24 protein-coding genes are annotated in these 26,484 nt (G+C 68.2%); 7 read left to right on the forward strand and 17 right to left on the reverse strand.

Annotation, left to right across the window (positions count from 1 at the left end):
* Positions 1-104: 104 nt before the first annotated feature.
* The 8 genes from dapA to DTA15_RS02570 all read right to left on the reverse strand — a co-directional run bounded on the left by dapA (position 105) and on the right by DTA15_RS02570 (position 7,125).
* The gene (dapA, locus tag DTA15_RS02535; protein WP_006487058.1) at positions 105-1,007 is read right to left on the reverse strand and encodes a 4-hydroxy-tetrahydrodipicolinate synthase; all 903 of its coding nucleotides are present in this window, start codon (positions 1,005-1,007) and stop codon (positions 105-107) included.
* A gap of 46 nt (positions 1,008-1,053) precedes the next feature.
* The gene (locus DTA15_RS02540) at positions 1,054-1,656 is read right to left on the reverse strand and encodes a class I SAM-dependent methyltransferase (protein ID WP_012492702.1); all 603 of its coding nucleotides are present in this window, start codon (positions 1,654-1,656) and stop codon (positions 1,054-1,056) included.
* Between the two features lie 8 nt (positions 1,657-1,664).
* On the reverse strand, positions 1,665-2,867 hold the full coding sequence (locus tag DTA15_RS02545) for a tryptophan--tRNA ligase (protein ID WP_006487046.1): 1,203 nt from the start codon (positions 2,865-2,867) through the stop codon (positions 1,665-1,667).
* Between the two features lie 8 nt (positions 2,868-2,875).
* Positions 2,876-3,538: a site-2 protease family protein gene (locus DTA15_RS02550; protein WP_006487048.1), complete on the reverse strand. Its 663-nt coding sequence runs from the start codon at positions 3,536-3,538 to the stop codon at positions 2,876-2,878.
* A 47-nt stretch (positions 3,539-3,585) separates the two neighbouring features.
* Positions 3,586-4,218 (reverse strand): L-threonylcarbamoyladenylate synthase, encoded by a 633-nt coding sequence (locus DTA15_RS02555; RefSeq protein WP_006487045.1) that lies wholly within the window; start codon positions 4,216-4,218, stop codon positions 3,586-3,588.
* Between the two features lie 69 nt (positions 4,219-4,287).
* Complete coding sequence (locus tag DTA15_RS02560; RefSeq protein ID WP_034178618.1) at positions 4,288-5,118, reverse strand: 3',5'-nucleoside bisphosphate phosphatase; 831 nt, start codon at positions 5,116-5,118, stop codon at positions 4,288-4,290.
* Positions 5,119-5,199: 81 nt separating this feature from the next.
* The gene (locus DTA15_RS02565; RefSeq protein ID WP_020979779.1) at positions 5,200-6,090 is read right to left on the reverse strand and encodes an alpha/beta fold hydrolase; all 891 of its coding nucleotides are present in this window, start codon (positions 6,088-6,090) and stop codon (positions 5,200-5,202) included.
* Positions 6,091-6,267: 177 nt separating this feature from the next.
* On the reverse strand, positions 6,268-7,125 hold the full coding sequence (locus DTA15_RS02570; protein ID WP_012492704.1) for a ferritin-like domain-containing protein: 858 nt from the start codon (positions 7,123-7,125) through the stop codon (positions 6,268-6,270).
* Positions 7,126-7,268: 143 nt separating this feature from the next.
* Here DTA15_RS02570 and DTA15_RS02575 point away from each other — a divergent pair, with 143 nt between their 5' ends.
* The 3 genes from DTA15_RS02575 (at position 7,269) to DTA15_RS02585 (ending at position 9,272) form a co-directional block, all read left to right on the forward strand.
* On the forward strand, positions 7,269-7,793 hold the full coding sequence (locus DTA15_RS02575) for a gamma carbonic anhydrase family protein (RefSeq protein WP_006478410.1): 525 nt from the start codon (positions 7,269-7,271) through the stop codon (positions 7,791-7,793).
* Positions 7,794-7,818: 25 nt separating this feature from the next.
* Positions 7,819-8,769, forward strand: coding sequence for an Hsp33 family molecular chaperone HslO (hslO, locus tag DTA15_RS02580; RefSeq protein WP_006485303.1), 951 nt, complete (start codon positions 7,819-7,821; stop codon positions 8,767-8,769).
* A 137-nt stretch (positions 8,770-8,906) separates the two neighbouring features.
* The gene (locus DTA15_RS02585) at positions 8,907-9,272 is read left to right on the forward strand and encodes a hypothetical protein (protein ID WP_012492705.1); all 366 of its coding nucleotides are present in this window, start codon (positions 8,907-8,909) and stop codon (positions 9,270-9,272) included.
* A 92-nt stretch (positions 9,273-9,364) separates the two neighbouring features.
* On the opposite strand, the gene ftsB is transcribed toward DTA15_RS02585, so the two are convergent.
* The 9 genes from ftsB to DTA15_RS02640 form a co-directional block, all read right to left on the reverse strand.
* The gene (ftsB, locus tag DTA15_RS02590) at positions 9,365-9,790 is read right to left on the reverse strand and encodes a cell division protein FtsB (RefSeq protein WP_006485304.1); all 426 of its coding nucleotides are present in this window, start codon (positions 9,788-9,790) and stop codon (positions 9,365-9,367) included.
* 81 nt (positions 9,791-9,871) lie between these two features.
* On the reverse strand, positions 9,872-11,155 hold the full coding sequence (gene eno, locus DTA15_RS02595) for a phosphopyruvate hydratase (protein ID WP_006478406.1): 1,284 nt from the start codon (positions 11,153-11,155) through the stop codon (positions 9,872-9,874).
* A gap of 106 nt (positions 11,156-11,261) precedes the next feature.
* Positions 11,262-12,116: a 3-deoxy-8-phosphooctulonate synthase gene (kdsA, locus tag DTA15_RS02600; RefSeq protein WP_006485302.1), complete on the reverse strand. Its 855-nt coding sequence runs from the start codon at positions 12,114-12,116 to the stop codon at positions 11,262-11,264.
* On the reverse strand, positions 12,113-13,771 hold the full coding sequence (gene pyrG / locus DTA15_RS02605; RefSeq protein WP_006478404.1) for a CTP synthase: 1,659 nt from the start codon (positions 13,769-13,771) through the stop codon (positions 12,113-12,115). The genes kdsA and pyrG overlap by 4 nt, the downstream gene beginning before the upstream one ends.
* A gap of 179 nt (positions 13,772-13,950) precedes the next feature.
* Positions 13,951-14,796, reverse strand: coding sequence for an alpha/beta fold hydrolase (locus DTA15_RS02615; protein ID WP_006493957.1), 846 nt, complete (start codon positions 14,794-14,796; stop codon positions 13,951-13,953).
* A gap of 281 nt (positions 14,797-15,077) precedes the next feature.
* On the reverse strand, positions 15,078-17,558 hold the full coding sequence (locus DTA15_RS02625; RefSeq protein ID WP_020979772.1) for a DNA internalization-related competence protein ComEC/Rec2: 2,481 nt from the start codon (positions 17,556-17,558) through the stop codon (positions 15,078-15,080).
* A gap of 56 nt (positions 17,559-17,614) precedes the next feature.
* The gene (locus tag DTA15_RS02630; RefSeq protein WP_006482996.1) at positions 17,615-18,403 is read right to left on the reverse strand and encodes a TatD family hydrolase; all 789 of its coding nucleotides are present in this window, start codon (positions 18,401-18,403) and stop codon (positions 17,615-17,617) included.
* 67 nt (positions 18,404-18,470) lie between these two features.
* Complete coding sequence (lolD, locus tag DTA15_RS02635) at positions 18,471-19,229, reverse strand: lipoprotein-releasing ABC transporter ATP-binding protein LolD (RefSeq protein ID WP_077175848.1); 759 nt, start codon at positions 19,227-19,229, stop codon at positions 18,471-18,473.
* Entirely contained in the window at positions 19,222-20,475 is a 1,254-nt protein-coding gene (locus DTA15_RS02640; protein ID WP_006483000.1) for a lipoprotein-releasing ABC transporter permease subunit, read from the reverse strand. The genes lolD and DTA15_RS02640 overlap by 8 nt, the downstream gene beginning before the upstream one ends.
* A 149-nt stretch (positions 20,476-20,624) precedes the next feature.
* On the opposite strand from DTA15_RS02640, the gene DTA15_RS02645 reads away from it, so the two are divergent.
* From DTA15_RS02645 to lysS, 4 genes are all read left to right on the forward strand, one after another.
* Positions 20,625-21,701, forward strand: coding sequence for a hypothetical protein (locus DTA15_RS02645; RefSeq protein ID WP_012492707.1), 1,077 nt, complete (start codon positions 20,625-20,627; stop codon positions 21,699-21,701).
* Positions 21,702-21,715: 14 nt separating this feature from the next.
* Entirely contained in the window at positions 21,716-23,413 is a 1,698-nt protein-coding gene (recJ, locus tag DTA15_RS02650; RefSeq protein WP_006485976.1) for a single-stranded-DNA-specific exonuclease RecJ, read from the forward strand.
* A 153-nt stretch (positions 23,414-23,566) separates the two neighbouring features.
* Positions 23,567-24,671, forward strand: a protein-coding gene (gene prfB / locus DTA15_RS02655; protein WP_012492708.1) for a peptide chain release factor 2 whose coding sequence is annotated in 2 segments (ribosomal slippage) — positions 23,567-23,647 and positions 23,649-24,671 — 1,104 coding nt in all. Because the reading frame shifts where the segments join, the coding sequence is not laid out codon by codon here.
* A gap of 73 nt (positions 24,672-24,744) precedes the next feature.
* Entirely contained in the window at positions 24,745-26,271 is a 1,527-nt protein-coding gene (gene lysS, locus DTA15_RS02660) for a lysine--tRNA ligase (RefSeq protein WP_006485977.1), read from the forward strand.
* Positions 26,272-26,484: the final 213 nt, after the last annotated feature.

Raw genomic sequence — 26,484 nt, forward strand, 5'->3', positions numbered from 1 at the left:
TTCGTCTTGCTAGAACGCTCGTCAGGAGCGGCGCCGGACGGAGCCGGCCGGTGCGGGTTGATCAGGGGTCGAGCCGGCGGCCGCAGGACGCGGCCGCCTCGGCATCAGAGGACGCCGGCCTCGACGAGGGCCGAACGCACGGCATCGTGGCAGCGCTCGTCGAGCGCCGTGAGCGGCAGCCGGATGCCGCCCTGCATCTTGCCCATCGCCTGCAGCGCCCACTTCACCGGGATCGGGTTCGCTTCGATGAACAGGTTCTTGTGCAGCGACAGCAGCTTCATGTGCAGCGCGCGGGCTGTCTGCACGTCGCCGGCCAGCGCCGCGCGGCACAGCTCGCTCATCGCGCGCGGCGCGACGTTCGCGGTCACCGAGATGTTGCCGTGGCCGCCGAGCAGCATCAGCGCGATCGCGGTCGGATCGTCGCCGCTGTAGATCGCGAAGTGCTTCGGCGCAGCCTTGATCAGGTGCGCGGCACGATCGATGTTGCCGGTCGCTTCCTTCACGCCGATGATGCCCGGCACGTCAGCGAGGCGCAGCGTCGTCTCGTGCGCCATGTCCGCGACCGTCCGGCCCGGCACGTTGTACAGGATCACCGGCAGGTCGACCGCTTCGGCGATCGTCCGGAAGTGGCGGTACATGCCTTCCTGCGTCGGCTTGTTGTAGTACGGCACGACCTGCAGCGTCGCGTCCGCGCCGACGGCCTTCGCATGCTTCGTCAGCTCGATCGCCTCGGCGGTCGAATTGCCGCCCGCGCCCGCGATGATCGGGATGCGTTTCGCCGCATGCTCGACCGCCGTGCGGATCATCAGGATGTGCTCTTCGACGTTGAGCGTTGCCGATTCGCCGCTCGTACCGACGACGACCAGCGCATCGGTGCCTTCCGCGATGTGCCAGTCGATCAGTTTGCGAAACGCCGGCAGGTCGAGACTGCCGTCTTCGAGCATCGGGGTGACGATCGCGGGGATGCTGCCGCGGATTTGAATGCCGTCTTGGGTGCCGTTAGCCATGAAACGCGATTGATTGTGTACCGGTAAACGTTGAGATTGTAGCGGATTAGCCGGGCAGTTCGTAACGTGGAATTCCCGCCCCCGCCTTCGGGGTCGCGCCCTCGCGCACTGCGCTCAGACGCTGGACGAACGCCTCGCGCGGCGCGGCGATGAAACCGTCCTCGTACGCGACCACCCGCAGGTGGCCGTGCACGGCGTCCAGCAGCTCGCCCGGGGCGAGCAGGAACGCGGGGTTGGACGGTTTTCCGACCGTTTCGTTTCCTTGCGCGAAAGTTTCGTAAATCAGCACGCCGCCCGGCGCCACGGCATCGCGCAGATGGGGCCAGAGCGGGCGATGCAGATAGTTCGTGACGATCACGGCCGCGAACCGCTCGCCGGCCGGCAGCGGCCATGGCGCGCCTTCGAGATCGGCCTCGCGGGCGTCGACGCCGGGAATCGCGCGCAACGCGGCGAGCGCGGCCGGATCGCGGTCGAGCGCGACGACCGGATGCCCGCGCGACGCGAACCAGCGCGCATGGCGGCCGCCGCCCGCGGCGACGTCGAGCACCGCGCCGCCGGCCGGCACGAGCCGCGCCCATTGCGCGACCCAGCGCGACGGCCCGGCCTGGCCGACGTGACCGCCCGCGGCGGCGATGACGGATTCGCTCATGCGCCGGATCAGTTGTACGACAGGCCCATCGCGTCGCGCACGTCGCGCATCGTTTCCGTCGCGTACTTGCGCGCCTTGTCGCAACCGTCCGCGACGATCGCGCGCAGCAGCGACGGATCGTCCATGTACTTCTGCGCACGCTCGAGCATCGGCTGCTGTTCGCGCAGGATGCCTTCGACGACCGGCTGCTTGCAGTCGAGGCAGCCGATACCCGCCGAGCGACAGCCCTTCTGCACCCACTCGTGCGTCGCTTCGTCCGTGTAGACCTGGTGAAGCTGCCACACCGGGCACTTGTCGGGATCGCCCGGATCGGTGCGGCGCACGCGCGCGGGATCGGTCGGCATCGTGCGGACCTTCTTCGTGATCGTCTCGGCGTCTTCGCGCAGGCCAATCGTGTTGCCGTACGACTTGGACATCTTCTGCCCGTCGAGGCCCGGCATCCGCGACGCTTCGGTCAGCAGCGCCTGCGGCTCGACCAAGATGATCTTGCGCGCGCCTTCGAGATAGCCGAACAGGCGCTCGCGGTCGCTCATCGACAGGCTTTGCGACTCCTGCAGCATCGCGCGCGCCTGTTCGAGCGCCTCGTCATCGCCCTCCTGCTGGTACGCATTGCGCAGTTCGTGATAGAGCTTCGCGCGCTTGCCGCCGAGCTTCTTCGCGGCTTCGAGCGCCTTCTCCTCGAAACCGGGCTCGCGGCCGTACAGGTAGTTGAAGCGGCGCGCGATCTCGCGCGTCATCTCGACGTGCGGCACCTGGTCCTCGCCGACCGGCACGAGCGAGCCGCGATACAGCAGGATGTCGGCGGCCATCAGCACCGGGTAGCCGAGGAAGCCGTAGGTGGACAGGTCCTTGTCCTTCAGCTTCTCCATCTGCTCCTTGTAGGTCGGCACGCGTTCGAGCCAGCCGAGCGGCGTGCTCATGCCGAGCAGCAGTGCGAGTTCCGCGTGCTCGGGCACCTTGCTCTGGATGAACAGCGTCGCCTGCGCCGGATCGATGCCGGACGCGAGCCAGTCGATCAGCACGTCCCACACGTTCTTCTCGATGACCTCGGGCGTCTCGTAGTGCGTCGTCAGCGCGTGCCAGTCGACGACGCAGAAGAAGCACGGGTACTCGGACTGCAGCTTCACCCAGTTTTTCAGCACGCCGTGGTAATGACCGAGGTGCAGCGACCCGGTGGGTCGCATGCCGGAGAAAATACGTTCTGGGAACATGATTGTCGTTAGAAAAGCGAGGCGAAGGGAGACAGGATGGCGCTCAGGACGGCGTAGCCGACATTGACGAGCGGACGCAGCCAGAAGTTCGTCAGCACGCCCGTCGTGACGAGCACGAGGACGATGATGAAACCGTACGGCTCGATGCGCGACAGCGCGATCGATTGCCTGGTCGGCAGCAGCGCCGCCAGGATGCGGCCGCCGTCGAGCGGCGGCAGCGGAAACAGGTTCAGCACGCCGAGCACGAGGTTCGCGCTGACGCCGGCGAGCGCCATCCGCGTGAAGAACGGCTCGTCGACACCCACGGCCGGCAGCACGAGGGTCAGCAGGCCCCAGACGAGCGCCTGCACGAAGTTGCACGCGGGCCCAGCGAGCGCGACCCACAAACTGCCCCAGCGCGGATTGCGCAGGTTGCCGAACGACACCGGCACCGGCTTCGCATAGCCGAACAGGAACGCGCCGCCGGTCAGGAAGTACATCGCGAGCGGAATCGCGATCGTGCCGAGCGGGTCGATGTGGCGCATCGGATTGAACGACACGCGCCCCATCACGTAGGCGGTATTGTCGCCGAGCAGGCGCGCGGCGTAGCCATGCGCGGCCTCGTGCAGCGTGATCGCGAAGATCACGGGCAGCGCGTAGACGGCGATGGTCTGTATCAGGGAAGCATCCATATCGCGTTATTGTAACAAGCGCACTCGCGCAAAAATGGCACCGCGCGTCATGCGGCCGAGAGTCCGAACGGTTCGAGTGCCCCGCGCCCCGCGCGGATGAGTTCGGGCGCGTCGCCGGTCAGGTCGATCACCGTCGACGGTTCGCGCGGGCACGCGCCGCCGTCGATCACGAGGTCGACCTGTTTCTCGAGCCGCGTGCGGATTTCCTCGGGATCGTTCAGCGGTTCGTCGTCCGGCGGCAGGATCAGCGTCGTGCCGAGCAGCGGCTGGCCGAGCGACTCCAGCAGCGCGAGCGTGATCGCGTGATCGGGCACGCGCAGCCCGATCGTCTTGCGCGACGGATGCGACAGCCGGCGCGGCACTTCCTTCGTCGCCTGCAGGATGAACACGTACGGGCCCGGCGTCACCGACTTGATCTGCCGGTACTGGCGGTTGTCGACCATCGCGAAGTTGGCGAGCTCCGACAGGTCGCGCACCAGCAGCGACAGGTGCTGCTTCTCGTCGAGGCCGCGAATCCGGCGCACGCGCTCGACCGCGTCCTTGTCGTCGAGATGGCACGCGAGCGCATAGCTCGAATCGGTCGGCATCGCGATCACGCCGCCCTTGCTGACGATCTCCACCGCCTGCTTGATCAGGCGCGGCTGCGGATTATCCGGATGAATCCTGAAGAACTGGGACATGGGGACACGTAAAGAGGGAGAAGTCGGATGCGCGCATCGGCAACGCGGGCGGCCCGAAGCCGCCCGGCGTCAGAGCCAGCGCTCCCAGACCGGTGTCAGGTCGGGCGGCAACGGCGGCAGGCTGCCGAGCTCGATGCGGCCCTCGCCGGGCGCATGGAAATCCGAGCCGCGCGACACTTCGAAGCCGAAGCGGCGCGCCACGTCCGCGTATTCGCGGTACTGGTCGGGCGTGTGGCTGCCCGTGATGACCTCGATCGCGCGGCCGCCGAGATCGATGAACTCGCCGAAGAACGCGTCGAATTCGACCGGCGTATAGCGATAGCGGCCCGGGTGCGCGACCACCGCTTCGCCGCCCGCCGCGCGGATCCAGCCGACCGCGTCGGACAGGGACGCCCAGCGATGCGGGACGAAGCCGGGCTTGCCGTCGCCGAGCAGGCGGTCGAATACGTCCGACGTCGATTCGGCATGGCCGTTTTCAACGAGAAAGCGCGCGAAGTGCGTGCGCGAAATCAGGTCGGGATTCGATACGTATTTCAGCGCGCCTTCGTACGCGCCGGGAATGCCGAGCGTCGCGAGCTGCTCCGCGATCGCCAGCGCGCGCGCCGCGCGGCCGTGGCGCGTGCGGTACAGGCCGTCGACCAGCGCCGGATGGGCGGGATCGATGTGCAGGCCGACGATGTGCACGGTGCGCGATGCCCACGTGACCGAGATCTCGACGCCGCTCAGGTAGCGCATGCCGAGCGCTTCCGCCTCGCTGCGCGCCGCCGCCTGGCCGCCGATCTCGTCGTGGTCGGTCAGCGCCCACAGGGTCACGCCGCCCGCATGCGCGCGGCGCGCGACGTCGGCAGGCGACAGCAACCCGTCGGAAACATTGGAATGGCAGTGGAGATCGGCGTTCATTGTCGGCATGGCAGGTAAGGCCTCATTCTACTGCAACGCGGCAATTGCGCCGCCTGCCTGGCCTGCCGCGGCGCCGCGCGCCTACGCGCAGAACGCCTCGATCAACGCCGCGATCTGCTCGGGCTGGTCGTGATGCACCATGTGGCCGGCATCCTCGACGAGCTTCTCGCGCCAGTCGGGGAATGCGTCGAAGCGCGCCTTGAATTCGGGTAGCGGGATGTCGCCGGCGAGATGCGCGAGCGTCGGCGAATTGACCGCCTCGACGTGCAGTACCTTCGCGCGCACCTGCTTCCAGATCGCCATCACTTCGTCGAGCCGGTACAGCAGCGGGCCCGGCATCTTGTGCGCCGGATCGGCCAGCAAGTGGTAGAGGCCGTCGTCGCCGCGTCTCGACCAGTGCGCGGCGAGAAACGCGGCGCGGCGCGGGTCGAGCCGCGGATTGGTCTTGATCAGGCGCGCCGCCACGTCGTCGAGGGACGCATACGGCCGCAGCGCGGGCGGCTCGCGCAGCTCGTCCAGCCAGCCGCGCAGCCGGCGCGGCGCCTGTTCGGCGCGGGCCGGCGCGAGCCCGAACCCTTCGAGGTCGACCACCCGGCGCACGCGTTCCGGCCGGGCGCCGGCGTACAGGCACACGACGTTCGCACCCATGCTGTGTCCGACTAGGTTGACCTCGCCGGTCGGCGCGTAGCGGTCGACGAGCGCATCGAGATCACCGAGGTATTCGTGGAACCAGTAGTGGCCGCCGCCCTGCCGCGCGACCGGCCAGTCGGACAGCCCGAAGCCGCGCGCATCGGGCGCGATCACCTGCCAGTCGCCCGCGAGCGCATCGACGACGAACTGGAACGACGCCGCGACGTCCATCCAGCCGTGCAGCATGAACAGCGTCGGCGCATCGGGCCGGCCCCAGCGCCGCACATGCAGCTGGACGCCGCGCACCGTGACGAAATCGGAAACAGAACTCGAGGCACTCATCGCAGCCGCCAAAAAAAGAATGGTCGTTCGATTATAGCGGCGGCGCCCCGGTTCCGGCGGCCGGCAATCGAGGTACCGCTCTAGCGGCGAGGTCTTACGGAGCCTGGCAGGAAGGCGCCATGGGCCGGCTGCGCAAGCCGGCCGGCGGCCAACCCGGCCCAGCCGGACGGGATCCGGCTAATGCGCGGCGCGCCCGTCCGCCGCGTCCTGCGCGGCCAGTTCGTCGAGTTCGGCCTGCTCGAAGCCGGCATCGCGCCGCGCATCGAAATTGAACGGGCCGCGCAGCCGTGGCGCGTGGTATTGCTCGGCGAGCTGCCGATAGGTCGGCACGGGGTCGCGGCCGGCAGCATCGCACAAATGGCGGAACCAGCGGTTGCCGATCGCGACATGGCCGATTTCGTCGCGCAGGATCACGTCGAGGATCGCGGCCGACGCATCGTCGCCCGCCTGCACGAGCCGCGCGCGGATCGGCGGCGACGCGTCGAGCCCGCGGGCCTCGAGCGTCCGCGGCACGAGCGCCATTCGCGCGAGCACATCGCCCCTGGTTCGCTCGCACATCTCCCACAGCCCGTTGTGCGCGGGAAAATCGCCGTATGCGTGCCCGAATGCCGCGAGCCGGTCGGACAGCAGCGTGAAATGATAGGCCTCCTCGGCCGCAACCTTCAGCCAGTCTGCATAGAACGCGTCGGGCATGCCCGCGAAGCGCCAGACGGCGTCGAGCGCCAGGTTGATCGCATTGAATTCAATATGGGCGAGCGCGTGCAACAGCACGGCGCGCCCTTCGGGCGAGCGCATGCTGCGCCGCTCGAGCTGGCGCGGCTCGACGAGCGGCGGCCGCGCCGGGCGCCCGGGCAGATCGGCCGGTTCGCGCAGTTGCAGCGACGGCGCGATCGCGGCCTGCCCGGCCCGCAGCGCATCGTGCAGCGCGCGCACCCGCGCGGCCTTGGCCGCCGGCTCGGCAATACGCAGCGCGTCGAGCGCGACGCGACGCACACAGGCCGGCGCCTGGCCGAAAGAGGAAGACTCCATGCTCATAAACGGGGACACCTTGCGTACGCATCGCGGGAGCATCGGCACGCGACGGTTTACAATATGCGTTTGTTCCGCGGCGCCAGGCGCCGGGCAAACCGGACGCGCCATTCTACCGGCGCCCATCATCGAAGAGACAAGGAGACTCCGTGACGATCTACAAGCTGGGCGAGACGGCCCCGACGATCCACGAAAGCGTATTCGTCGCCGACACGGCGGCCATCATCGGCAAGGTCGTGCTCGAGGAAAACGCGAGCGTGTGGTTCGGCGCGACGATTCGCGGCGACAACGAGACGATTACGGTCGGCGCGGGCAGCAACGTCCAGGAAGGCGCGGTCCTGCATACCGACCCGGGCTTTCCGCTGACGATTGCCGAGAACGTGACGATCGGGCACCAGGCCATGCTGCACGGCTGCACGATCGGCGAAGGTTCGCTGATCGGGATTCAGGCGGTGGTCTTGAATGGCGCGGTCATCGGCCGCAACTGTCTGGTCGGTGCCGGCGCGGTCGTGACGGAAGGCAAGACGTTCCCGGACAACTCGCTGATTCTCGGCGCACCGGCAAAAGTCGTGCGCGAGCTGTCGGCGGAAGACGTCGCGCGGCTGCGCGCCAACGCAAAGACCTATGTCGAGCGACGCGCGCATTTCAAGGAGCAACTCGTGCGGATCGGGTGATTCGCACGGATTTCAAGGAAGAAGAGTGAGCGACCAGTTACAGAAATTCATGTTCAATGCGGCGCCCGTGCGTGGCGAGATCGTTTCGCTGCGCAACACGTGGCAGGAAGTGCTCGCCCGCCGCGACTACCCTGCCCCGGTGCGCACGGTGCTCGGCGAGATGATGGCCGCGTGCGCGCTGCTGTCCGCGAACCTGAAATTTCACGGCACCCTGATCATGCAGATCTTCGGCGACGGGCCGGTCCAGATGCTGGTCGTCCAGTGCGGGTCCGATCTGTCGATGCGGGCCACCGCGAAGTTCTCCGGCGACGCCGCGCAGACGATCGGCGACGACACGAGCTTCGCGGCGCTCGTCAACGCAAGCGGCCACGGCCGCTGCGTGATCACGCTCGATCCGGCCGACAAGCTGCCGGGCCAGCAGCCGTACCAGGGCATCGTGCCGCTGAACGGCGTCGACGGCCCGCTCGAATCGGTGTCGCAGGTACTCGAGCACTACATGCACCACTCGGAGCAGCTCGACACGCGGCTGTGGCTCGCGGCCGATCGCGACCGCGCGGTCGGCATGCTGCTGCAGAAGCTGCCTGGCGACGGCGGCATCGTGCCGCGCAACGCCGAAACCGATATCGACACGTGGGAACGCGTGTGCACGCTCGGCGGCACGCTGTCCGCGAAGGAGCTGCTCGAGGTCGAACCGGAAGTCGTGTTCCGCCGGCTGTTCTGGCAGGAAAACGTGCAGCACTTCGAACCGGCCGGCACGCGTTTCCAGTGTTCGTGCTCGCGCGAGAAGGTCGGCGCGATGCTGCGCATGCTCGGTCGTGAGGAAGTCGACAGCGTGATCGTCGAGCGCGGCCACGTCGAGATCCACTGCGAGTTCTGCAACCAGCGCTACGAATTCGATCCGGTCGACGTCGCGCAGCTGTTCGCGGCGCCCGGTGTCGAGACCGGCATCGCGCCCGCGACCGACCAGCGTCACTGAGCCGCGCGCCCGTGCCCGCCGCCGGCGCGGCACGGGCGCATAATGACGCACGAGCGCCGCACGCGCGGCTCCGGCGCCGGAGGCCCGACCTTCGGCACGAGCCGTTTTCCACGGCCGGCGCGCTGCAGGAGAAACACATGAGTCACCTCCGCCCCTTTGGCACCCTCCGCACCATCGCCCTGGCGAGCATGGCCGCCGGCACGCTCGCGCTTGCCGGCTGCGCGATGCTGCCGCCGACTTCCACGATCCTGAGCCGCCTGCCCGAGCCGGGCGCGTCGGGCGGCCAGCCGCCCGTGCTGTCGAGCGCCGAACGCAAGCGCTACGACGAGATCGACCAGCAGGTCCTGCGCGAGCAGAACAGCGCAATGGCAGCCGAAGCGGCCGCGCGCGCGTGGGCCTATTACTCGCCGCCGCCCGTGACGGTCTACGGCGGGTACTACGGCGGATGGGGCAATCGCTGGGGCACGGGCGTCAGTTACGGCTACCCGGGCTGGTGGTGGTGAGCAGCAGGCGTCGCCCGATCGATTGACGACTCGCAGGAAATAAAAAAGCGCGGCATTTCCCGCGCTTTTTCAATGGGTTCGAGGTATCGCGCTCAGTGATGCGCCGCCTTGCCCTTGTCGCCGCCGTGATGCCGCGACGGCTTCGCGATCGACTGCGGATTCGGCACGACCCGCACCGGCGCCGCGGACACAGCGCCGCGCGTCGACGTATTCGACGGCGTGTTGTTCACCGGCCCCGCAGGCGCATTCGGCGACACGAACTGCACGAACACTTCGCCGTCCTTCACCATGCCCATCTCGTAGCGCGCACGCTCCTCGATCGCCGCGGTGCCGCTCTGCAGATCCTGCACTTCGCCGGCCGTGCGCTCGTTGCGCAGCTTCTCGTCCGCGTTCTTCTGCAGTTGGTCGTCGAGCTGCTGACGCAATTCATGCACCCGCAGCCAGCCGCCGTGTCCCCACCATAGGGGGTACTGAATGAGCGCCAGCAAGGCAATCAGGACGACAGTGACAAGCCGCATGTAAGAGACGCAGATATAAGAAGCGCCGCTCCGCGCACAGGCACAGAGCGGCGTCGAGATGACGAACCCGATAGTAGCGCGTTAGCGCAGGTTATAGAAAGCCGATTTGCCCGGGTAGCTCGCGATGTCGCCGAGATCTTCCTCGATGCGCAGCAGCTGGTTGTACTTCGAGATACGGTCGCTGCGCGACAGCGAACCCGTCTTGATCTGACCGGCGTTCAGGCCGACCGCGATGTCCGCGATCGTCGAATCTTCCGTTTCGCCCGAACGGTGCGAGATCACGGCCGTGTAACCCGCGCGCTTCGCCATTTCGATTGCCGCGAACGTTTCGGTCAGCGTACCGATCTGGTTGATCTTGATGAGGATCGAGTTCGCGATGCCCTTCTCGATGCCTTCCTTCAGGATGCGCGTGTTCGTGACGAACAGGTCGTCGCCGACCAGCTGTACCTTCTTGCCGAGGCGGTCGGTCAGCAGCTTCCAGCCGTCCCAGTCGCTTTCGTGCATGCCGTCCTCGATCGACACGATCGGGAACTTGTCGGCGAGCGTCGCGAGGTAGTCGGTGAATTCGGCCGACGACAGTTGCAGGCCTTCGCCCGCGAGCTGGTACTTGCCGTCGTGGTAGAACTCGGATGCCGCGCAGTCGAGCGCGAGCAGCACGTCTTCGCCCGCACGGTAGCCGGCCTTCTCGATCGCCTGCAGGATCGTCGACAGGCATTCGTCGTTGCTGCCGAAGTTCGGTGCGAAACCGCCTTCGTCGCCGACGGCCGTGCTCATGCCGCGATCGCTCAGGATCTTCTTCAGCGCGTGGAACACTTCCGCGCCGCAACGCAGCGCTTCACGGAACGTCGGCTGGCTGACCGGGACGATCATGAATTCCTGGATGTCCAGGCTGTTGTTCGCGTGCGCGCCGCCGTTGACGATGTTCATCATCGGCACCGGCAGTTGCATCGCGCCCGAACCGCCGAAGTAGCGGTACAGCGGCAGGCCGGCCTCTTCGGCGGCCGCCTTCGCGACGGCCATCGACACGGCCAGCATCGCGTTCGCGCCCAGGCGCGACTTGTTGTCGGTGCCGTCCAGCTCGAGCAGCGTCTTGTCGAGGAACGCCTGTTCCGACGCGTCGAGGCCCATGATGGCTTCGGAGATTTCGGTGTTGATGTGCTCGACTGCCTTCAGCACGCCCTTGCCGTTGTAGCGGCCGGCTTCGCCGTCGCGCAGTTCGATCGCTTCACGCGAGCCGGTGGACGCGCCCGACGGCACCGCCGCGCGGCCCATCGTGCCCGATTCGAGCAGCACGTCGCATTCGACGGTGGGGTTGCCGCGCGAATCCAGAATCTCGCGGCCGATGATATCTACGATTGCACTCATGGGTTTCCTCTGAGAATGACGATGGATTCTTCAAACTGCGACGGCGTGCGTGCCGGAACCGCTTTCGCTACAGACGCGCGAAGCCGTCGCAAGGTTCATTCGATCTTTAATTGAAATCGTTTTCCAGGAACGGATTGCGCTTCACCGCCTGGTCGAGCGTGACGAGGGTCTCCAGCAACGCGCCCATCCGGTTCAGCGGCACCGCATTCGGGCCGTCCGACTTCGCCTCGGCCGGATTCGGATGCGTTTCCATGAAGAGGCCCGCGACGCCCGTCGCGACCGCCGCACGGGCGAGCACCGGCACGAATTCGCGTTGGCCGCCCGAGCTCGTGCCCTGCCCGCCCGGCAATTGCACCGAGTGGGTCGCATCGAACACGACCGGCGCGTTCGTCTCGCGCATGATCGCGAGCGAACGCATGTCCGACACGAGATTGTTGTAGCCGAACGAGACGCCGCGCTCGCACGCCATGAAACGGTCTTCCGACAGACCGGCTTCACGTGCGGCGTCGCGCGCCTTGTCGATCACGTTCTTCATGTCGTGCGGCGCGAGGAACTGGCCCTTCTTGATGTTGACCGGCTTGCCCGAGCGCGCGCACGCATGGATGAAGTCGGTCTGGCGGCACAGGAACGCCGGCGTCTGCAGCACGTCGACGACCGACGCGACCTGCTCGATCTCGTCGATCGAATGCACGTCGGTCAGCACCGGCAGGCCGAGCTGGCGCTTCACCTCGGACAGGATCCGCAGGCCCTCGTCCATTCCGAGGCCGCGAAACGACTTGCCCGAGCTGCGGTTTGCCTTGTCGTAGGACGACTTGTAGATGAACGGAACGTTCAGCTTCTCGCAGATCTCCTTCAGGCGGCCCGCCGTGTCGATCGTCATTTGCTCCGATTCGACGACGCAGGTACCCGCGATCAGGAAGAAAGGCTGGTCGAGACCGACCTCGAAATCGCACAGCTTCATGCTTGGACTCCGCGCGCTTGCTTGTTGGCAAGCGCCGCTTCGACGAACGACTTGAACAGAGGATGACCGTCACGCGGCGTGGACGTGAATTCCGGGTGGAACTGGACGCCGACGAACCACGGGTGCATCGAACGCGGCAGCTCCATCATTTCCGGCAGATCCTCGCTCGGGGTACGGGCGCTGATGATAAGGCCGCCGGCTTCGAGCTGGGGCACGAAGCGGTTATTGACTTCATAACGGTGGCGATGGCGCTCGTTCACGTCCTTGCCGTAGATTTCTTCCGCCATCGTGCCCGGCTTGATCGGGCAGCGCTGCGAACCGAGGCGCATCGTGCCGCCGAGGTCGGATTCCTCGGTGCGCGTCTCGACCTTGCCTTCGCGGTCGTACCATTCGGTGATCAGCGCGACCACGCGCTCCGGCGTGTCCGGATCGAATTCCGTGCTGTTCGCCTGCTTCAGGCCGACGACATCGCGCGCGAATTCGATCACCGCGAGCTGCATGCCGAGGCAGATGCCGAGGTACGGCACCTTCGACTCGCGCGCGTAGCGAACCGCGGCGATCTTGCCTTCCGTGCCGCGACGGCCGAAACCGCCCGGCACCAACACGGCGTCGAGATGCTTCAGGCTGTCGACGCCGTTCGTCTCGAGCTCTTCCGAGTCGATGTATTCGATGTTGACCTTGGTCGACGTGTGGATCGACGCATGACGCAGCGCCTCGATCAGCGACTTGTACGACTCGGTCAGGTCGACGTACTTGCCGACCATGCCGATCGTCACTTCCTGCTTCGGGTTCTCGAGCTTCTCGACGAGCGCCGACCACATGCTCAGGTCGGCGTCCTTCGGCGACAGCTTCAGCTCTTCGCAGATGATCCGGTCGAGGCCCTGGTCGTGCAGCATCTGCGGAATCTTGTAGATGCTGTCGGCGTCCCACACCGAGATCACGGCGTCTTCGGGCACGTTCGAGAACATCGAGATCTTCTTCGATTCGTCGTCGGGGATGCGGCGATCCGCACGGCACAGCAGCACGTGCGGCAGGATGCCGATCTCGCGCAGCTTCTGCACGCTGTGCTGGGTCGGCTTCGTCTTCAGCTCGCCGGCCGTCGCGACGTACGGCACGAGCGTCAGGTGCACGAAGCACGCGCTGTTGCGGCCGAGGCGCAGGCTCATCTGGCGCGCGGCCTCGAGGAACGGCAGCGACTCGATGTCGCCGACCGTGCCGCCGATCTCGACGATCGCGACGTCCGGCTCGCCGCAGGTGGCCGATGCCGCCCCGCGCTCGATGAACGCCTGGATTTCGTTCGTGATGTGCGGAATCACCTGCACGGTCTTGCCGAGATAGTCGCCGCGGCGTTCCTTGCGGATCACCGATTCGTAGATCTGGCCGGTCGTGAAGTTGTTGGCCTTGCGCATCTTCGTGCTGATGAAGCGCTCATAGTGGCCGAGGTCGAGGTCGGTCTCCGCTCCGTCTTCCGTCACGAACACTTCGCCGTGCTGGAACGGGCTCATCGTGCCGGGGTCGACGTTGATGTAGGGATCGAGTTTGAGGAGGGTGACTTTCAGACCGCGCGATTCGAGGATCGCGGCGAGGGAAGCGGCGGCAATACCCTTGCCAAGGGAAGAAACTACGCCGCCGGTGACGAAAACATATTTGGTCATCGCTGGATGCTCGCGGGAAAAACGGATTATACCGTAAAGCCCGCCCTTCTCTCAGCAATTGACGTGATGATCGCGCCCTTTCGTGCCGACCCGCGCCGGCCGTGCGCGGCGGCGCGAACCGGCCGCCCGGTCGCGCCGCGCGCATGCGCCGACAAGCGTTCCGGCCGGCCGACGAAGCGTCACGCGCGCTTCGCGAGCGGCGCGCCGGCCTGCGAAACGCCGCCCTCGTCCGCCTTCAGCGAATTCAGCATCCGCTGCAATGCGCGGGCGGTCTCGATCGGCCGCTCCATCGGGAACAGGTGGCTGCCCTCGAGCCATTCGATGCGCCCCCGCGTCGCGCGGCGCGTCGCATCGAGCCCGACCTGCCGCACCTCGCGCGAGCGCGTGCCCGCGAGAAAGCCGAGCGGCACCGGCGCGCCGTGCGCGAGCCGCGGGCCGAGCGTGTGCGGCAGCGTCCGGTAGATCAGGTATTCGACCTGCCGGTCGAACGCGAGCGCGCGCTCGCCGTCGGCGCCGGCCTGCGGGATTCCGTAGTCGATATAGTCGGCCAGCATCCGCTCGTCCCAGCGCGCGAACGCGGGCTTCTCGCGGAAATGCCGCCAGACTTCGTCGCGGCTCGTCCAGCGCGTGCGCCGGTTGCGCGTCGCCGCGGCCGGCGACAGCCGCTCGTCGAGCCCCGCCCACTGGCTCGCGCGCAGCGCGCCGGCACGCCAGCCCGCGATGATCGGCGAATCGATCATCACGACGCCGCGCACCCACTGCGGCTTCTTCAGCGCGGCCATCAGCGACAGGTAGCCGCCGAGCGAATGGCCGACGAGCCAGACCGGGCGCTCGTAGCGGCGGCCGATGTCGTCGAGCAGTTGTTCGACGAGATGCGGCCAGTCGCGCGTCACCGGGTAGCGGCGATCGTGGCCGATCCGTTCGATGTAGCGCAGCTCGTAGTCGTCGGCCAGTTCGGCGAAGATCGTCCGGTACGTCGACGCCGGGAAGCCGTTCGCATGCGAGAAGTGGAGGATGTCCTTCAAACGCCGATGTCTCCTTTGTCGACGGGAGTTAGCGCTTTAGCGGTTACTCCCGTCCCATGCTTCGCGGTCGGTGGGAGTTGGTGCTTCAGCACTTGCTCCCACCCCATGCTTCGCGGACGACGGGAGTCGGGCTTCAGCACTTGCTCCCGTCTTATGCTTCGTGGTCGACTGGCGTTGGCGCCTCGGCTCTCACGCCAGTCCCATGCTTCGTATTCCGTCGGCACCACGCACGGCACGCCGGCCCCGAGTTCTCTATCCTGATACGCCGGCCTTCGCCGCGCTCACCGGTCCATCCAGTAGCGGCGCCGCTCGTCGCGATAGCGCGCGAATCCGAACCCGCCGCCGGCCGGCGCGACGTCGAACCGCACGGCGCCGTCGCGATCGGTACGCGGCAGCGGAATCCCGCGCGCCTCGTAGCGGGCCAGCACGGTCCGGTGCGGATGACCGAAACGATTGCGATAGCCTACAGGAAATACCGCGACGCGCGGCCCGACCGAATCGAGGAAAGGCTCCATCGACGACGTGCGACTGCCGTGGTGCGGAACGACCAGGATCTGCGCGGCCAGCGCATCGCGCGCATCGGCCACCAGCCGGCGCTCGGCGCCGGCCTCGATGTCGCCCGTCAGCAGTGCCGACGTGCCGCCCGCGTCGATGCGCAGCACGCACGACTGCCCGTTCGACGAACCCGCGCTCCGGCCGCCCGGCGGCCACAACATCGTGAAGGCGACGCCGTCCCAGGTCCAGCGCTGCCCGGCCGCGCACGGCAGCCGATCGGCCACGCCGGCGGCCTGCGCGTCGCGCCACAGCCGGCTCTTCGGCGCAATGCCGGCCAGCAACTGGCGCACGTCGGCCGCCGCATAAACGGCCGCCGCGCCGCCCGCATGATCGGCATCCGCATGACTGAGCACGAGCGAATCGATCGTCGAGATGCCGCGCGCCCGCAACGCCGGCGCGACGATCCGCGTACCGGCGTGGGACGATTCCGCACCCGGGCCCGCATCGAACAGCAAGGTCCGCCGCGCGGTTTCGACCAGCACCGCCGCGCCCTGCCCCACGTCGAGCACGGTCATCCGGAAGCCGCCGGGCGGTGGCGCATCGGGCGCAGGCGCGACGAGCGGTAGCCACGTGAGCGGCGCCGCCCAGCGCAACGGCCAGCCGCGCGGCATCAGCACCCACGCGACGCCCACGCATGCGAGCGCCAGCACCGGCCAGTCGGGCATGCGCAGCCAGAACACGCCGGCCGGCCAGTCGGCCAGGTGCCCGAGCAGCGTCATCATCGGTTCGAGCGCCGCATGCGCAAGCCGGAAGGCCGCCGCATCGAGCGGCGGCGGCAACGCGATGCCGGCCAGCACGACCGGCGTCACGACCGAGCTGACCCACGGAATCGCGAACGCATTGCCGAACGGGCCCGACAGCGAAACCTGCGCGAACCACGCGGCGGTGAGCGGCGCGAGCCCGATCGTCACCGCGTACTGCACGCGCGTCGCGTCGGCGAGGCGGCGTCCGCAGCGCGTCGTCCACGCGCGCAACCGGCTCCGCCAATCGGCCGCGCCGCCTTCCATGCCGGCTTCGTCGGCTTCACGCACCGCGCGCCAGCCGGCGACGGCCAGCAGGATCACGGCGACCGCGCCGAACGACAGCCAGAAGCCGGCCGACAGCACGGCCCACGGATCGGCGAGCAGCACGCCGCCGAGCGCCGCGCACAGCACCGCGGACGTCGGCACGCTGCGGCCGGCCAGATACGCGATGCCGCCGCCGGCGATCATCCACCACGCGCGCTGCGCCGGCACGTTGAAACCGGCGAGCGCCGCGTAGCCCGCCGCGGCGACCAACGCGGCGAGCGCGGCCGCATACGGCGCCGGCAGCACGAGCGTCGCGGCCCGCCCGCGCCAGCACACGCGGCGCCAGAGCATCGACACGAGCCAGCCGGCGATCGCGCCGACCAGCCCGACATGGAGACCGGAAATCGCGACCAGGTGGCTCGTGCCCGTATTGCGCAGGACGCGCCAGTCGTCGTCGCCGATGCCCGACTGGTCGCCGATCGCCAGCGCGGCGACGATGCCGCGGTGCGCCGCCTCGGCACCGAGCACGTCGCCGATGCGTGCCCGCAGCGTGTCGCGCACCCGATCGATCGATGCACGCCATCCGGATGCGCGCGCATCGAGCAATACCGCCCGGCGCGGCGCACTGACATAGCCGATCGCACGAATGCCCGCGGCGAGCCATGCCGCCTCGCTGTCGCGCACGCCGGGATTGGCCTCGGCATGCGGACGCTTGAGACGCACGACGAACCGCCAGCGTTGGGCCGCCCGCAAATCGGGAAGCGCGTCGCGTGTCGCGGCTGCGCCATACGCGCGCCACGACAACCGGATCAATGGCGGAAAACGGGTGAGCCCCGCATCGTTCGATTCGACCGCGAACAGCAGCCGCGCGCCTGTCTCGTCGACGACGGGCAACCCGCGGATCACCCCCGTGACGACGATGTCGCGCCCTTCCCATTCCGCCGGCAGGTTGTCGCCCAGGCGCCATTCGGCTCGCGCGGCCGCATAGCCGAACCCCGCGACGCAGGCCGCGAGCGCCCACAGCATCCATCCGCATGCAACGACCGCACGCGTGCGCCTTCGACGCACGCACCACGCGCCCAGCACCGCGCAGCCCGCGAGCACGGCTGCTCCGACCGTCCATGCGACCGCCCCCGGCAACGCCGCCTGCCGCTGCAGCACGACGACGCCGAGCGCGAACGCGATCCACCCCACGCGCATTCCGCCTCCTCGTCGACCCGGCGCCACCCTGCCAACAAGGTGCCTTCCGGCAACGATTATGCGGACGAAAGTGCGAGTCGCGGCAGCGCGGCGAGCGCGTTAGCCGAAGTGCAGACGGCCAATTCGCCAGTATCGAGGCCGCGCAATTCGGCGAGCACGACGCCGATGCGCGGCACCTGGTCGGGCGTATTGCGGGATTTGTATGCCCATTCGGGCGCGATGTCGGGCGCGTCGGTCTCGACGACGAGCGCGTCGAGCGGCAACTCGGTGGCGAGCCGGCGAATCTGCAGCGCGCGCGTGAAGGTCACGTTGCCGCCGAAGCCGAGATGCAGTCCCTGCGCCAGATACGCTTCGGCCTGCTGGAAACTGCCGTTGAACGCATGCGCGATGCCACGCCGCACGCCGAAACGGCGCAGCCCGGCCAGCACGCGGTCCTGCGACTTGCGCACGTGGCACAACACCGGCAAGTCGAATTCCCGCGCCAGCCTGAGCTGGCCCTGGTAGAAGAACTGCTGCCGGTCTTCGTCGAGCCCCGGCACGAAATAGTCGAGCCCGATCTCGCCGATCGCGACGAAACGCGGATCGTCGAGGCTCGCCTCGATCTCCATGCGCAGTCGATCGAGGTCGGCATCGCGCGCCTGCGGCGTGTACATCGGATGAATGCCGAGCGCATAGACGGCGCCCGGCGTGCGCTGCGCGAGTTCGCGCACCGTCGTGAAGTTGTCGCGCCCGATGCTCGGGATCACGATGCGCGACACGCCGGCCGCGCGCGCAGCCTGCGCGACCGCGTCGCGGTCGGCGTCGAACTCGGCGGCATCGAGATGGCAGTGCGTGTCGATCCACATGGCAGCAGTCCCGCGCCCTTGCGCCGTGCCGGACGAACCGGCGGCCGGCCCAAAAGGCGCTGCTTTTTTACACCGGCAGCGCCGGCTCCTCGTGCAGCACGCCGTCGCGCAACCGCATGATGCGGTCGCAGCGCGCGGCGAGATCGGGATCGTGCGTGACGATCACGAAACTCGTTTCGAGCGTCTCGGACAGTTCGAGCATCAGGTTGAACACCGTGTCGGCCGTCGTGCCGTCGAGGTTGCCGGTCGGCTCGTCGGCGAGCACGCACGCGGGCTTCGTGACCAGCGCGCGCGCGATCGCGACGCGCTGCCGCTCGCCGCCCGACAGCTCGCCCGGCCGGTGCTTCGCACGCGGGCCGAGACCGACGCGTTCGAGCATCGCCTGTGCCTGCGCGCGCGCGTCCTCGGTCGTCATCCGGCGGATGCGCAGCGGCATCGCGACGTTGTCCAGCGCGGTGAACTCGGGCAGCAGGTGATGGAACTGGTAGACGAAGCCGAGCGCGCGGTTGCGCAGCTCGTTGCGCTCGCGCTCGGCGAGCTGCGTAAACGGCTTGCCGAGCAGCGACACTTCGCCGGCGCTCGGCTCGTCGAGCCCGCCCAGCACGTGCAGCAGCGTGCTCTTGCCGGAGCCCGACGCGCCGACGACCGCGAGCTTCTCGCCGCGCCGCACCGTCAGCTCGGTGTTGTTGAGCACCTGCACGTTGAAGCCGCCCTGCACGAACGCCTTCGTGATCCCGCGCGCCTGAAGCACGTATTCCTGCATACCTGCCGAATCCTGTCTGTTGTGTTGTCGTGAATCCGCGAATGCGGTCGCGCGGTCATTCATAGCGGAGCGCCTCCGCCGGCTTCACCTTCGCGCCGCGCCAGCTCGGATAGAGCGTCGCGACGGCCGACAGCGCGAACGCGATCAGCCCGATCCGGATCACGTCGCTCGCGACGAGTTCGGACGGCAGCTCGCTGATGAAGTACACCGACGGCGGCAGGAACTGCACGCCGAACAGGTGCTCGATCATCGGAATCAGCCACGGGATGCTCCACGCGATCAGGCAACCGAGCGCGACGCCGGACGCCGTGCCGACGAAGCCGATCGTCACGCCCTGCACGACGAAGATCTTCATGATCGACCCCGGCTGCGCGCCGAGCGTGCGCAGGATCGCGATGTCGGCCTGCTTGTTGGTCACGGTCATCACGAGCGACGACACGAGGTTGAACGCGGCCACCGCGATGATCAGCGTGAGGATGATGAACATCATCCGCTTCTCGATCTGCACGGCCGAGAACCACGTCTTGTTCTGCTGGGTCCAGTCGCGGATGTACAGGCTGCCCGACAGCGTATGCGACAGCTCGACCGCGACCTGCGGCGCCTTCTGCATGTCGGTGAGCCGCAGCCGCACGCCGGTCGGCGCGCTCATCCGGAACAGCGCCTCGGCGTCGCGGATGTTGATCATCGCGAGCGTGCTGTCGTATTCGTAGTGGCCCGATTCGAACACGCCGACCACCGTGAACTGCTTCAGCCGCGGCATCATGCCGGCCGGCGTGATCGAGCCTTCGGGCGCGACGAGCGTGACCTTGTCGCCGACCGTCACGCCGAGGTTGCCGGCGAGCGCGTCGCCGAGCACGATGCCGAACTGGCCCGGCACGAGCGCGCCGAGCTGGCCGGCCTTCATGTCCTTGCCGATGTCGGACACCTGCGGCTCGAGCGACGGCTCGACGCCGCGCAGCATCACGCCGCTCACCGCGTCCTGGCGCGTGAGCAGCGCCTGCGCGTCGACGTACGGCGCCGCGCCGATCACCGACGGATTGCGGCGCGCTTCCTGCGCGGTCAGTTGCCAGTCGGGCATCGAGCCCGTCGGCGAGAACACCTCGACGTGCGCGAGCACCGACAGCATGCGGTCGCGCACTTCCTTCTGGAAGCCGTTCATCACCGACAGCACGACGATCAGCGCCGCGACGCCGAGCGCGATCCCGAGCATCGAGACGAGCGCGATGAAGGAAATGAAGCCGTTGCCGGTCGTGCGTTTGCCGGCGCGCGTGTAGCGCCAGCCGATCTGCCATTCGTACGGAAGTTTCAAGCGAATCCTTTCTGCTGGTTACGGCGGGAGGCGCGCCGCGGCCGGACCGCCGCCGGGTGGCGGCCGGCAGCCCGGGCACGGTCGAAAAACGGCCGCCGGACGCGATCGGGCCGTCAGCCGGCCCGATCACGCGCGCAGTTTGCCATACAATGCGCACCATCATGCACGACCGACGCCTCCATTTTCTCGTTCCGTTCGCGCTGCCGTCGGCGGCCGATGCGGCCTCGTCCCTGCACACGCTGGACAGCCCCGCGCTTCAGAAGTTGCTCGCCCGCGCGAGCCTCGTCGAGCGCGTGGCCGGCGAGGACTTCCAGCGCACGCTGCCGCACGAGCGCTGGCTGGCGAGCCGGTTCGGCGCCACCCACGGCAACGCCGCGGACGAGGCGCCGCTCGCGCCCTACATGCTGCTGGCCGACGGTGGCGATCCCGGCACGCACGCATGGGCGTGCGTCGAGCCCGTGCACGTCGAAATCGCGCACGATCACCTGGTGCTCGTCGATCCGGCCGCCCTCGCGCTCGACGACGGCGACGCGGCCGCGCTGCTCGCGGTCGCGCGGCCGCTGATCGAGGAGCTCGGCGTGCGGCTCGAAGCGCCGAACCCGGCGCGCTGGTATCTGTCGAGCGACCAGCTCGCGCGCCTCGCCGGCGCCGCGCCGCTGCGCGCCAGCGGCCGCAACATCGAGATCTGGCTGCCGCACGAGGCGCATACGGGCGAGCGCTCGCGGATGTGGATGAAACTGCAGAACGAAGTGCAGATGGCGTGGTTCCAGCATCCGGTCAACGAAGCCCGCGAGGCGCGTGGGCTGCCGGCCGTCAATTCGATCTGGTTCCATGCGCAAGGCACGCTGAAGCCGGTCGGCAAGCCGTTCGCGCGCGTGCTGTCCGCGTCGCCCGCCGCGCTCGGCCTCGCACGCGCCGCGCAAACCGAAGCCGCCCGCCCGCCCGCGACGTTCGGCGCGCTGCCGGCCACTGATGGCGCGACGCTCGTCGAGCTGCCGGCGCTGACCACCCCGTTCATCGAGCAGGACTGGGCGCGCTGGCACGACGGGCTCGCCGCGCTCGAGCGCGACTGGTTCGCGCCGGCGCTCGCCGCGCTGCGGAACGGCGAGCTGGCGGCCGTCGATGTCACGCTGTGCGGCGACACGAGCTCCGTGACGCTGCACGCGACGCGCGGCGACCTGCGCAAGTTCTGGCGCCGCCGCGCGCTCGCCTCCCTGTTCGAATAACCAGCAGACCCCGAATGACCCGGATCGTTACCCGCCCCGTCGCGCCCGCCGACGCCGAAGCGCTTGCGCGCCACGGTCTGCACCCCGTCCTCGCGCGCCTGTACGCGTCGCGCGGCGTGCAGTCGCCCGTCGACATCGAGACCGCGCTCGCGCGCCTCGTTCCGCCCACCGAGCTGAAAGGCTGCGCCGATGCGGCGGTGCTGCTCGCCGACGCGATCGCCGACAAGCGGCGCCTGCTGGTCGTCGCCGACTACGACTGCGACGGCGCGACCGCCTGCGCGGTCGCGGTGCGCGGCCTGCGGATGTTCGGCGCGCAGATCGACTACCTGGTGCCGAACCGCTTCGAATACGGCTACGGCCTCACGCCCGAGATCGTCGAACTCGCGGCCGCGCGCCAACCCGACCTGCTGATCACCGTCGACAACGGGATCGCGAGCGTCGCCGGCGTCGAAGCCGCGAACGCGCGCGGCATCGACGTGCTCGTGACCGACCACCACCTGCCCGGCGACGCGCTGCCCGCCGCGCGCGCGATCGTCAACCCGAATCAGCCCGGCTGCGCGTTCCCGAGCAAGCACCTCGCCGGCGTCGGCGTAATGTTCTACGTGCTGCTCGCGCTGCGCGCCGAGCTGCGCCGCCGCGGCGCGTTCGCGAGCAAGGAAGCCGAGCCGCGCCTCGACGGCCTGCTCGACCTCGTCGCGCTCGGCACCGTCGCCGACGTCGTGCGGCTCGACGGCAACAACCGCGTGCTGGTCGCGCAGGGGCTGCAGCGCATCCGCAACGGCCGCATGCAGCCGGGCATCGCCGCGCTGTTCCGCGCCGCCGGGCGCGAAGCGCGCACCGCGTCGGGCTTCGACCTCGGCTTCGGCCTCGGCCCGCGCCTGAACGCCGCCGGGCGGCTATCCGACATGTCGCTCGGCATCGAATGCCTGATCACCGACGACATCGGCCGCGCGTGGGATCTCGCGCAACAGCTCGACGTGATGAACCGCGAGCGCCGCGAAATCGAGGCCGGCATGCAGCAGCAGGCGCTCGCCGATCTCGCCGACGTCGATCCGGCCGACGCATGCACGATCACGCTGTTCAATCCCGCGTGGCACCAGGGCGTGATCGGCATCGTCGCCGGCCGGCTCAAGGAGAAATTCCACCGCCCGTCGTTCACGTTCGCGCACGCCGACGACGAAGGCCGGCGGGTCAAGGGGTCGGGACGGTCGATCGCCGGCTTCCACCTGCGCGACGCGCTCGACCTCGTGTCGAAACGCGAACCGGACCTGATCGTCGCGTTCGGCGGCCACGCGATGGCGGCCGGTCTCACGCTCGACACCGACAACGTGCCGCGCTTCGCGGCCGCGTTCGAGGCCGTCGCGCGCGAATGGCTGTCCGACGACGCGCTCGCCCGCGTGATCGAGACCGACGGCGAACTCGAGGACGCGTACTTCACGCCGCAGTTCGTCGGCCTGCTCGACGAAGCCGTGTGGGGGCAAGGGTTTCCGGCCCCGCTTTTCTCGGGCGAATTCGACGTCGTGTCGCAGTCGCTCGTGAAGGAAAAGCACCTGAAGCTGCAGCTGGCGCGCGGCCGTCAGCGCTTCAACGCGATCTGGTTCAACCACACCGAGCCGCTGCCGGCGAGCGCGCTGGTCGCGTACCGGCTCGTCGCCGATACGTGGAACGGCGTCACGCGCGTGCAGCTGATCGTCGAACACGCGGCCGGCTGAGCGGGCCGACCGTCCGCCACCGCGCCGCCGCACGCGTGCGCGCCGCGCCGGACGGGGCCGTCGACACGCGTGCGAGCACCGTTTGCGTCACCGGGCAACCCCGCCGATCGGCTATAATTCCGCTTTTTTACGAAGCCGGAACAGCGAACGATCATGGAAGCGGAACGTCTCAACGCGATCGAAAGCTCCCTGCTCGACCTGCGCAATCGCGCGGGCGAGCTTCGGGGGTATCTTTGACTACGACGCCAAAGCTGCGCGTCTGACCGAAGTCAACAAGGAACTCGAAGACCCGAACGTCTGGAACGATTCGAAGAACGCCCAGGCGCTCGGCCGCGAGAAGAAGCTGCTCGAAGGCGTCGTCACGACGCTCACCGCGCTCGATAGCGACCTGCGCGACGCGCTCGACCTGTTCGAGCTGGCGCGCGAGGAAGGCGACGAGGACACGCTTCTCGCGTCGGAAGAAGACGCCGCGAAGCTCGAAGCACGCGTCGGCGACATCGAGTTCCGCCGGATGTTCTCGAACCCGGCCGATCCGAACAACTGCTTCATCGATATCCAGGCCGGCGCCGGCGGCACCGAGGCATGCGACTGGGCGTCGATGCTGCTGCGCCAGTACCTGCGCTACTGCGAGCGCAAGGGCTTCAAGGCCGAAGTGCTCGAAGAGTCCGACGGCGACGTCGCCGGCATCAAGAACGCGACGGTCAAGGTCACGGGCGAATACGCGTACGGCTTCCTGCGCACCGAAACGGGCATCCACCGCCTCGTGCGCAAGTCGCCGTTCGACTCGTCGGGCGGTCGCCACACGTCGTTCTCGTCGGTGTTCGTCTATCCGGAAATCGACGACTCGATCGAAGTCGAGATCAACCCGGCCGACCTGCGCATCGACACGTACCGCGCGTCGGGCGCGGGTGGCCAGCACATCAACAAGACCGACTCCGCGGTGCGGATCACGCACATGCCGACCGGCATCGTCGTGCAGTGCCAGAACGACCGCTCGCAGCACCGCAACCGCGCCGAAGCGATGGCGATGCTGAAATCGCGCCTGTACGAAGTCGAAATGCGCAAGCGCCAGGCCGAGCAGGACAAGCTCGAATCGAGCAAGACCGATGTGGGCTGGGGCCACCAGATCCGCTCGTACGTGCTCGACCAGAGCCGCGTGAAGGACCTGCGCACGAACGTCGAAATGAGCAACACGCGGGCGGTGCTCGACGGCGATCTCGACGACTTCATCAGCGCGAGCCTCAAACAGGGCGTGTAAGCGCCGCGGCGCGGCCGGCCCGCGCCGCCCTTTCCGTTTGCGTTGCCGCACCCCACTCCGAATTCCGACCATCATGACCGAACCGACCCAAACGCAGCCCGCCGTCACGGCGGACGAAAACCAGATCATCGCCGAGCGCCGCGAGAAGCTGCGCGCGTTGCGCGAGCAAGGCGTCGCCTACCCGAACGACTTCCGCCCCGAGCACCACGCAGCCGACCTGCAGGCGAAATTCGCCGATTCGGACAAGGCCGCGCTCGAAGCGAACCCGGTCGAGGTGTCGGTCGCCGGCCGCATGATGCTCAAGCGCGTGATGGGCAAGGCGAGCTTCGCGACGGTGCAGGACGGCTCGGGCCAGATCCAGTTCTTCGTGACGCCGAACGACGTCGGCGCCGAGACCTACGACGCGTTCAAGAAGTGGGACCTCGGCGACATCGTCGCCGCGCGCGGCGTGCTGTTCCGCACCAACAAGGGCGAGCTGTCGGTCCAGTGCAAGGAGCTGCGCCTGCTGTCGAAGGCGCTGCGGCCGCTGCCGGACAAGTTCCACGGCCTGTCCGACCAGGAAATGCGCTATCGCCAGCGCTACGTCGACCTGATCGTCACGCCGGAAACGCGCGACACGTTCCGCGCCCGCACGAAGACGATCGCGTCGATCCGCAAGTTCATGGACAACGCCGACTTCATGGAAGTCGAGACGCCGATGCTGCACCCGATCCCGGGCGGCGCGGCCGCGAAGCCGTTCGTCACGCATCACAATGCGCTCGACATGCAGATGTTCCTGCGTATCGCGCCGGAGCTGTACCTGAAGCGCCTGATCGTCGGCGGCTTCGAGCGTGTGTTCGAGATCAACCGCAATTTCCGGAATGAAGGCGTGTCGCCGCGTCACAACCCGGAATTCACGATGATGGAGTTCTACGCCGCGTACACCGACTACCGCTGGCTGATGGACTTCACCGAGCAACTGATCCGCCAGGCGGCGATCGATGCGCTCGGCACCGCGACGATCCAGTACCAGGGCCGCGAGCTCGACCTCGCGAAGCCGTTCCATCGCCTGACGATCACGCAGGCGATCCAGAAGTACGCACCGGACTACACCGACGGCCAGCTGTCGGACGACGCGTTCCTGCGCACCGAGCTGAAGCGCTTCGGCGTCGACGTGTCGCAGCCGGCGTTCCTGAACGCCGGCATCGGCGCGCTGCAACTCGCGCTGTTCGAGGAAACGGCCGAAGCGCAGCTGTGGGAACCGACGTTCATCATCGACTACCCGGTCGAGGTGTCGCCGCTCGCACGCGCATCGGATACGGTGCCGGGCATCACCGAGCGTTTCGAGCTGTTCATGACCGGCCGCGAGATCGCGAACGGCTTCTCGGAGCTGAACGATCCGGAAGACCAGGCCGCGCGCTTCAAGAAGCAGGTCGAGCAGAAGGATGCGGGCGACGAGGAAGCGATGTTCTTCGACGCCGACTACATCCGCGCGCTCGAATACGGGATGCCCCCGACCGGCGGCTGCGGGATCGGCATCGACCGTCTCGTGATGCTGCTGACCGACAGCCCGACGATCCGCGACGTGCTGCTGTTCCCGCATCTGCGCCGCGAAGACTGATGGCCGCGACCGCGTGTGCGCCGCGCCCCGTGGCGCGCACGCGTCGGCTTTGTAACGACGCGTAAATCCCGCCAGCCGGCGTCTGTCGGCCCTCGATCCTTCCCCGTTTTATTCCCTCGTCGCGACGCGCTTCTCCGGGTTTTCCCGGAAACGGCCGCCAATGCCCCGCTGCAATTCGTTACACCTTGATACGGCGCGCCGTCTGGCGGTGGA

Origin of the sequence: Burkholderia cenocepacia, from assembly GCF_900446215.1 — a bacterium.
GTDB classification, from domain to species: Bacteria; Pseudomonadota; Gammaproteobacteria; order Burkholderiales; family Burkholderiaceae; genus Burkholderia; species Burkholderia cenocepacia.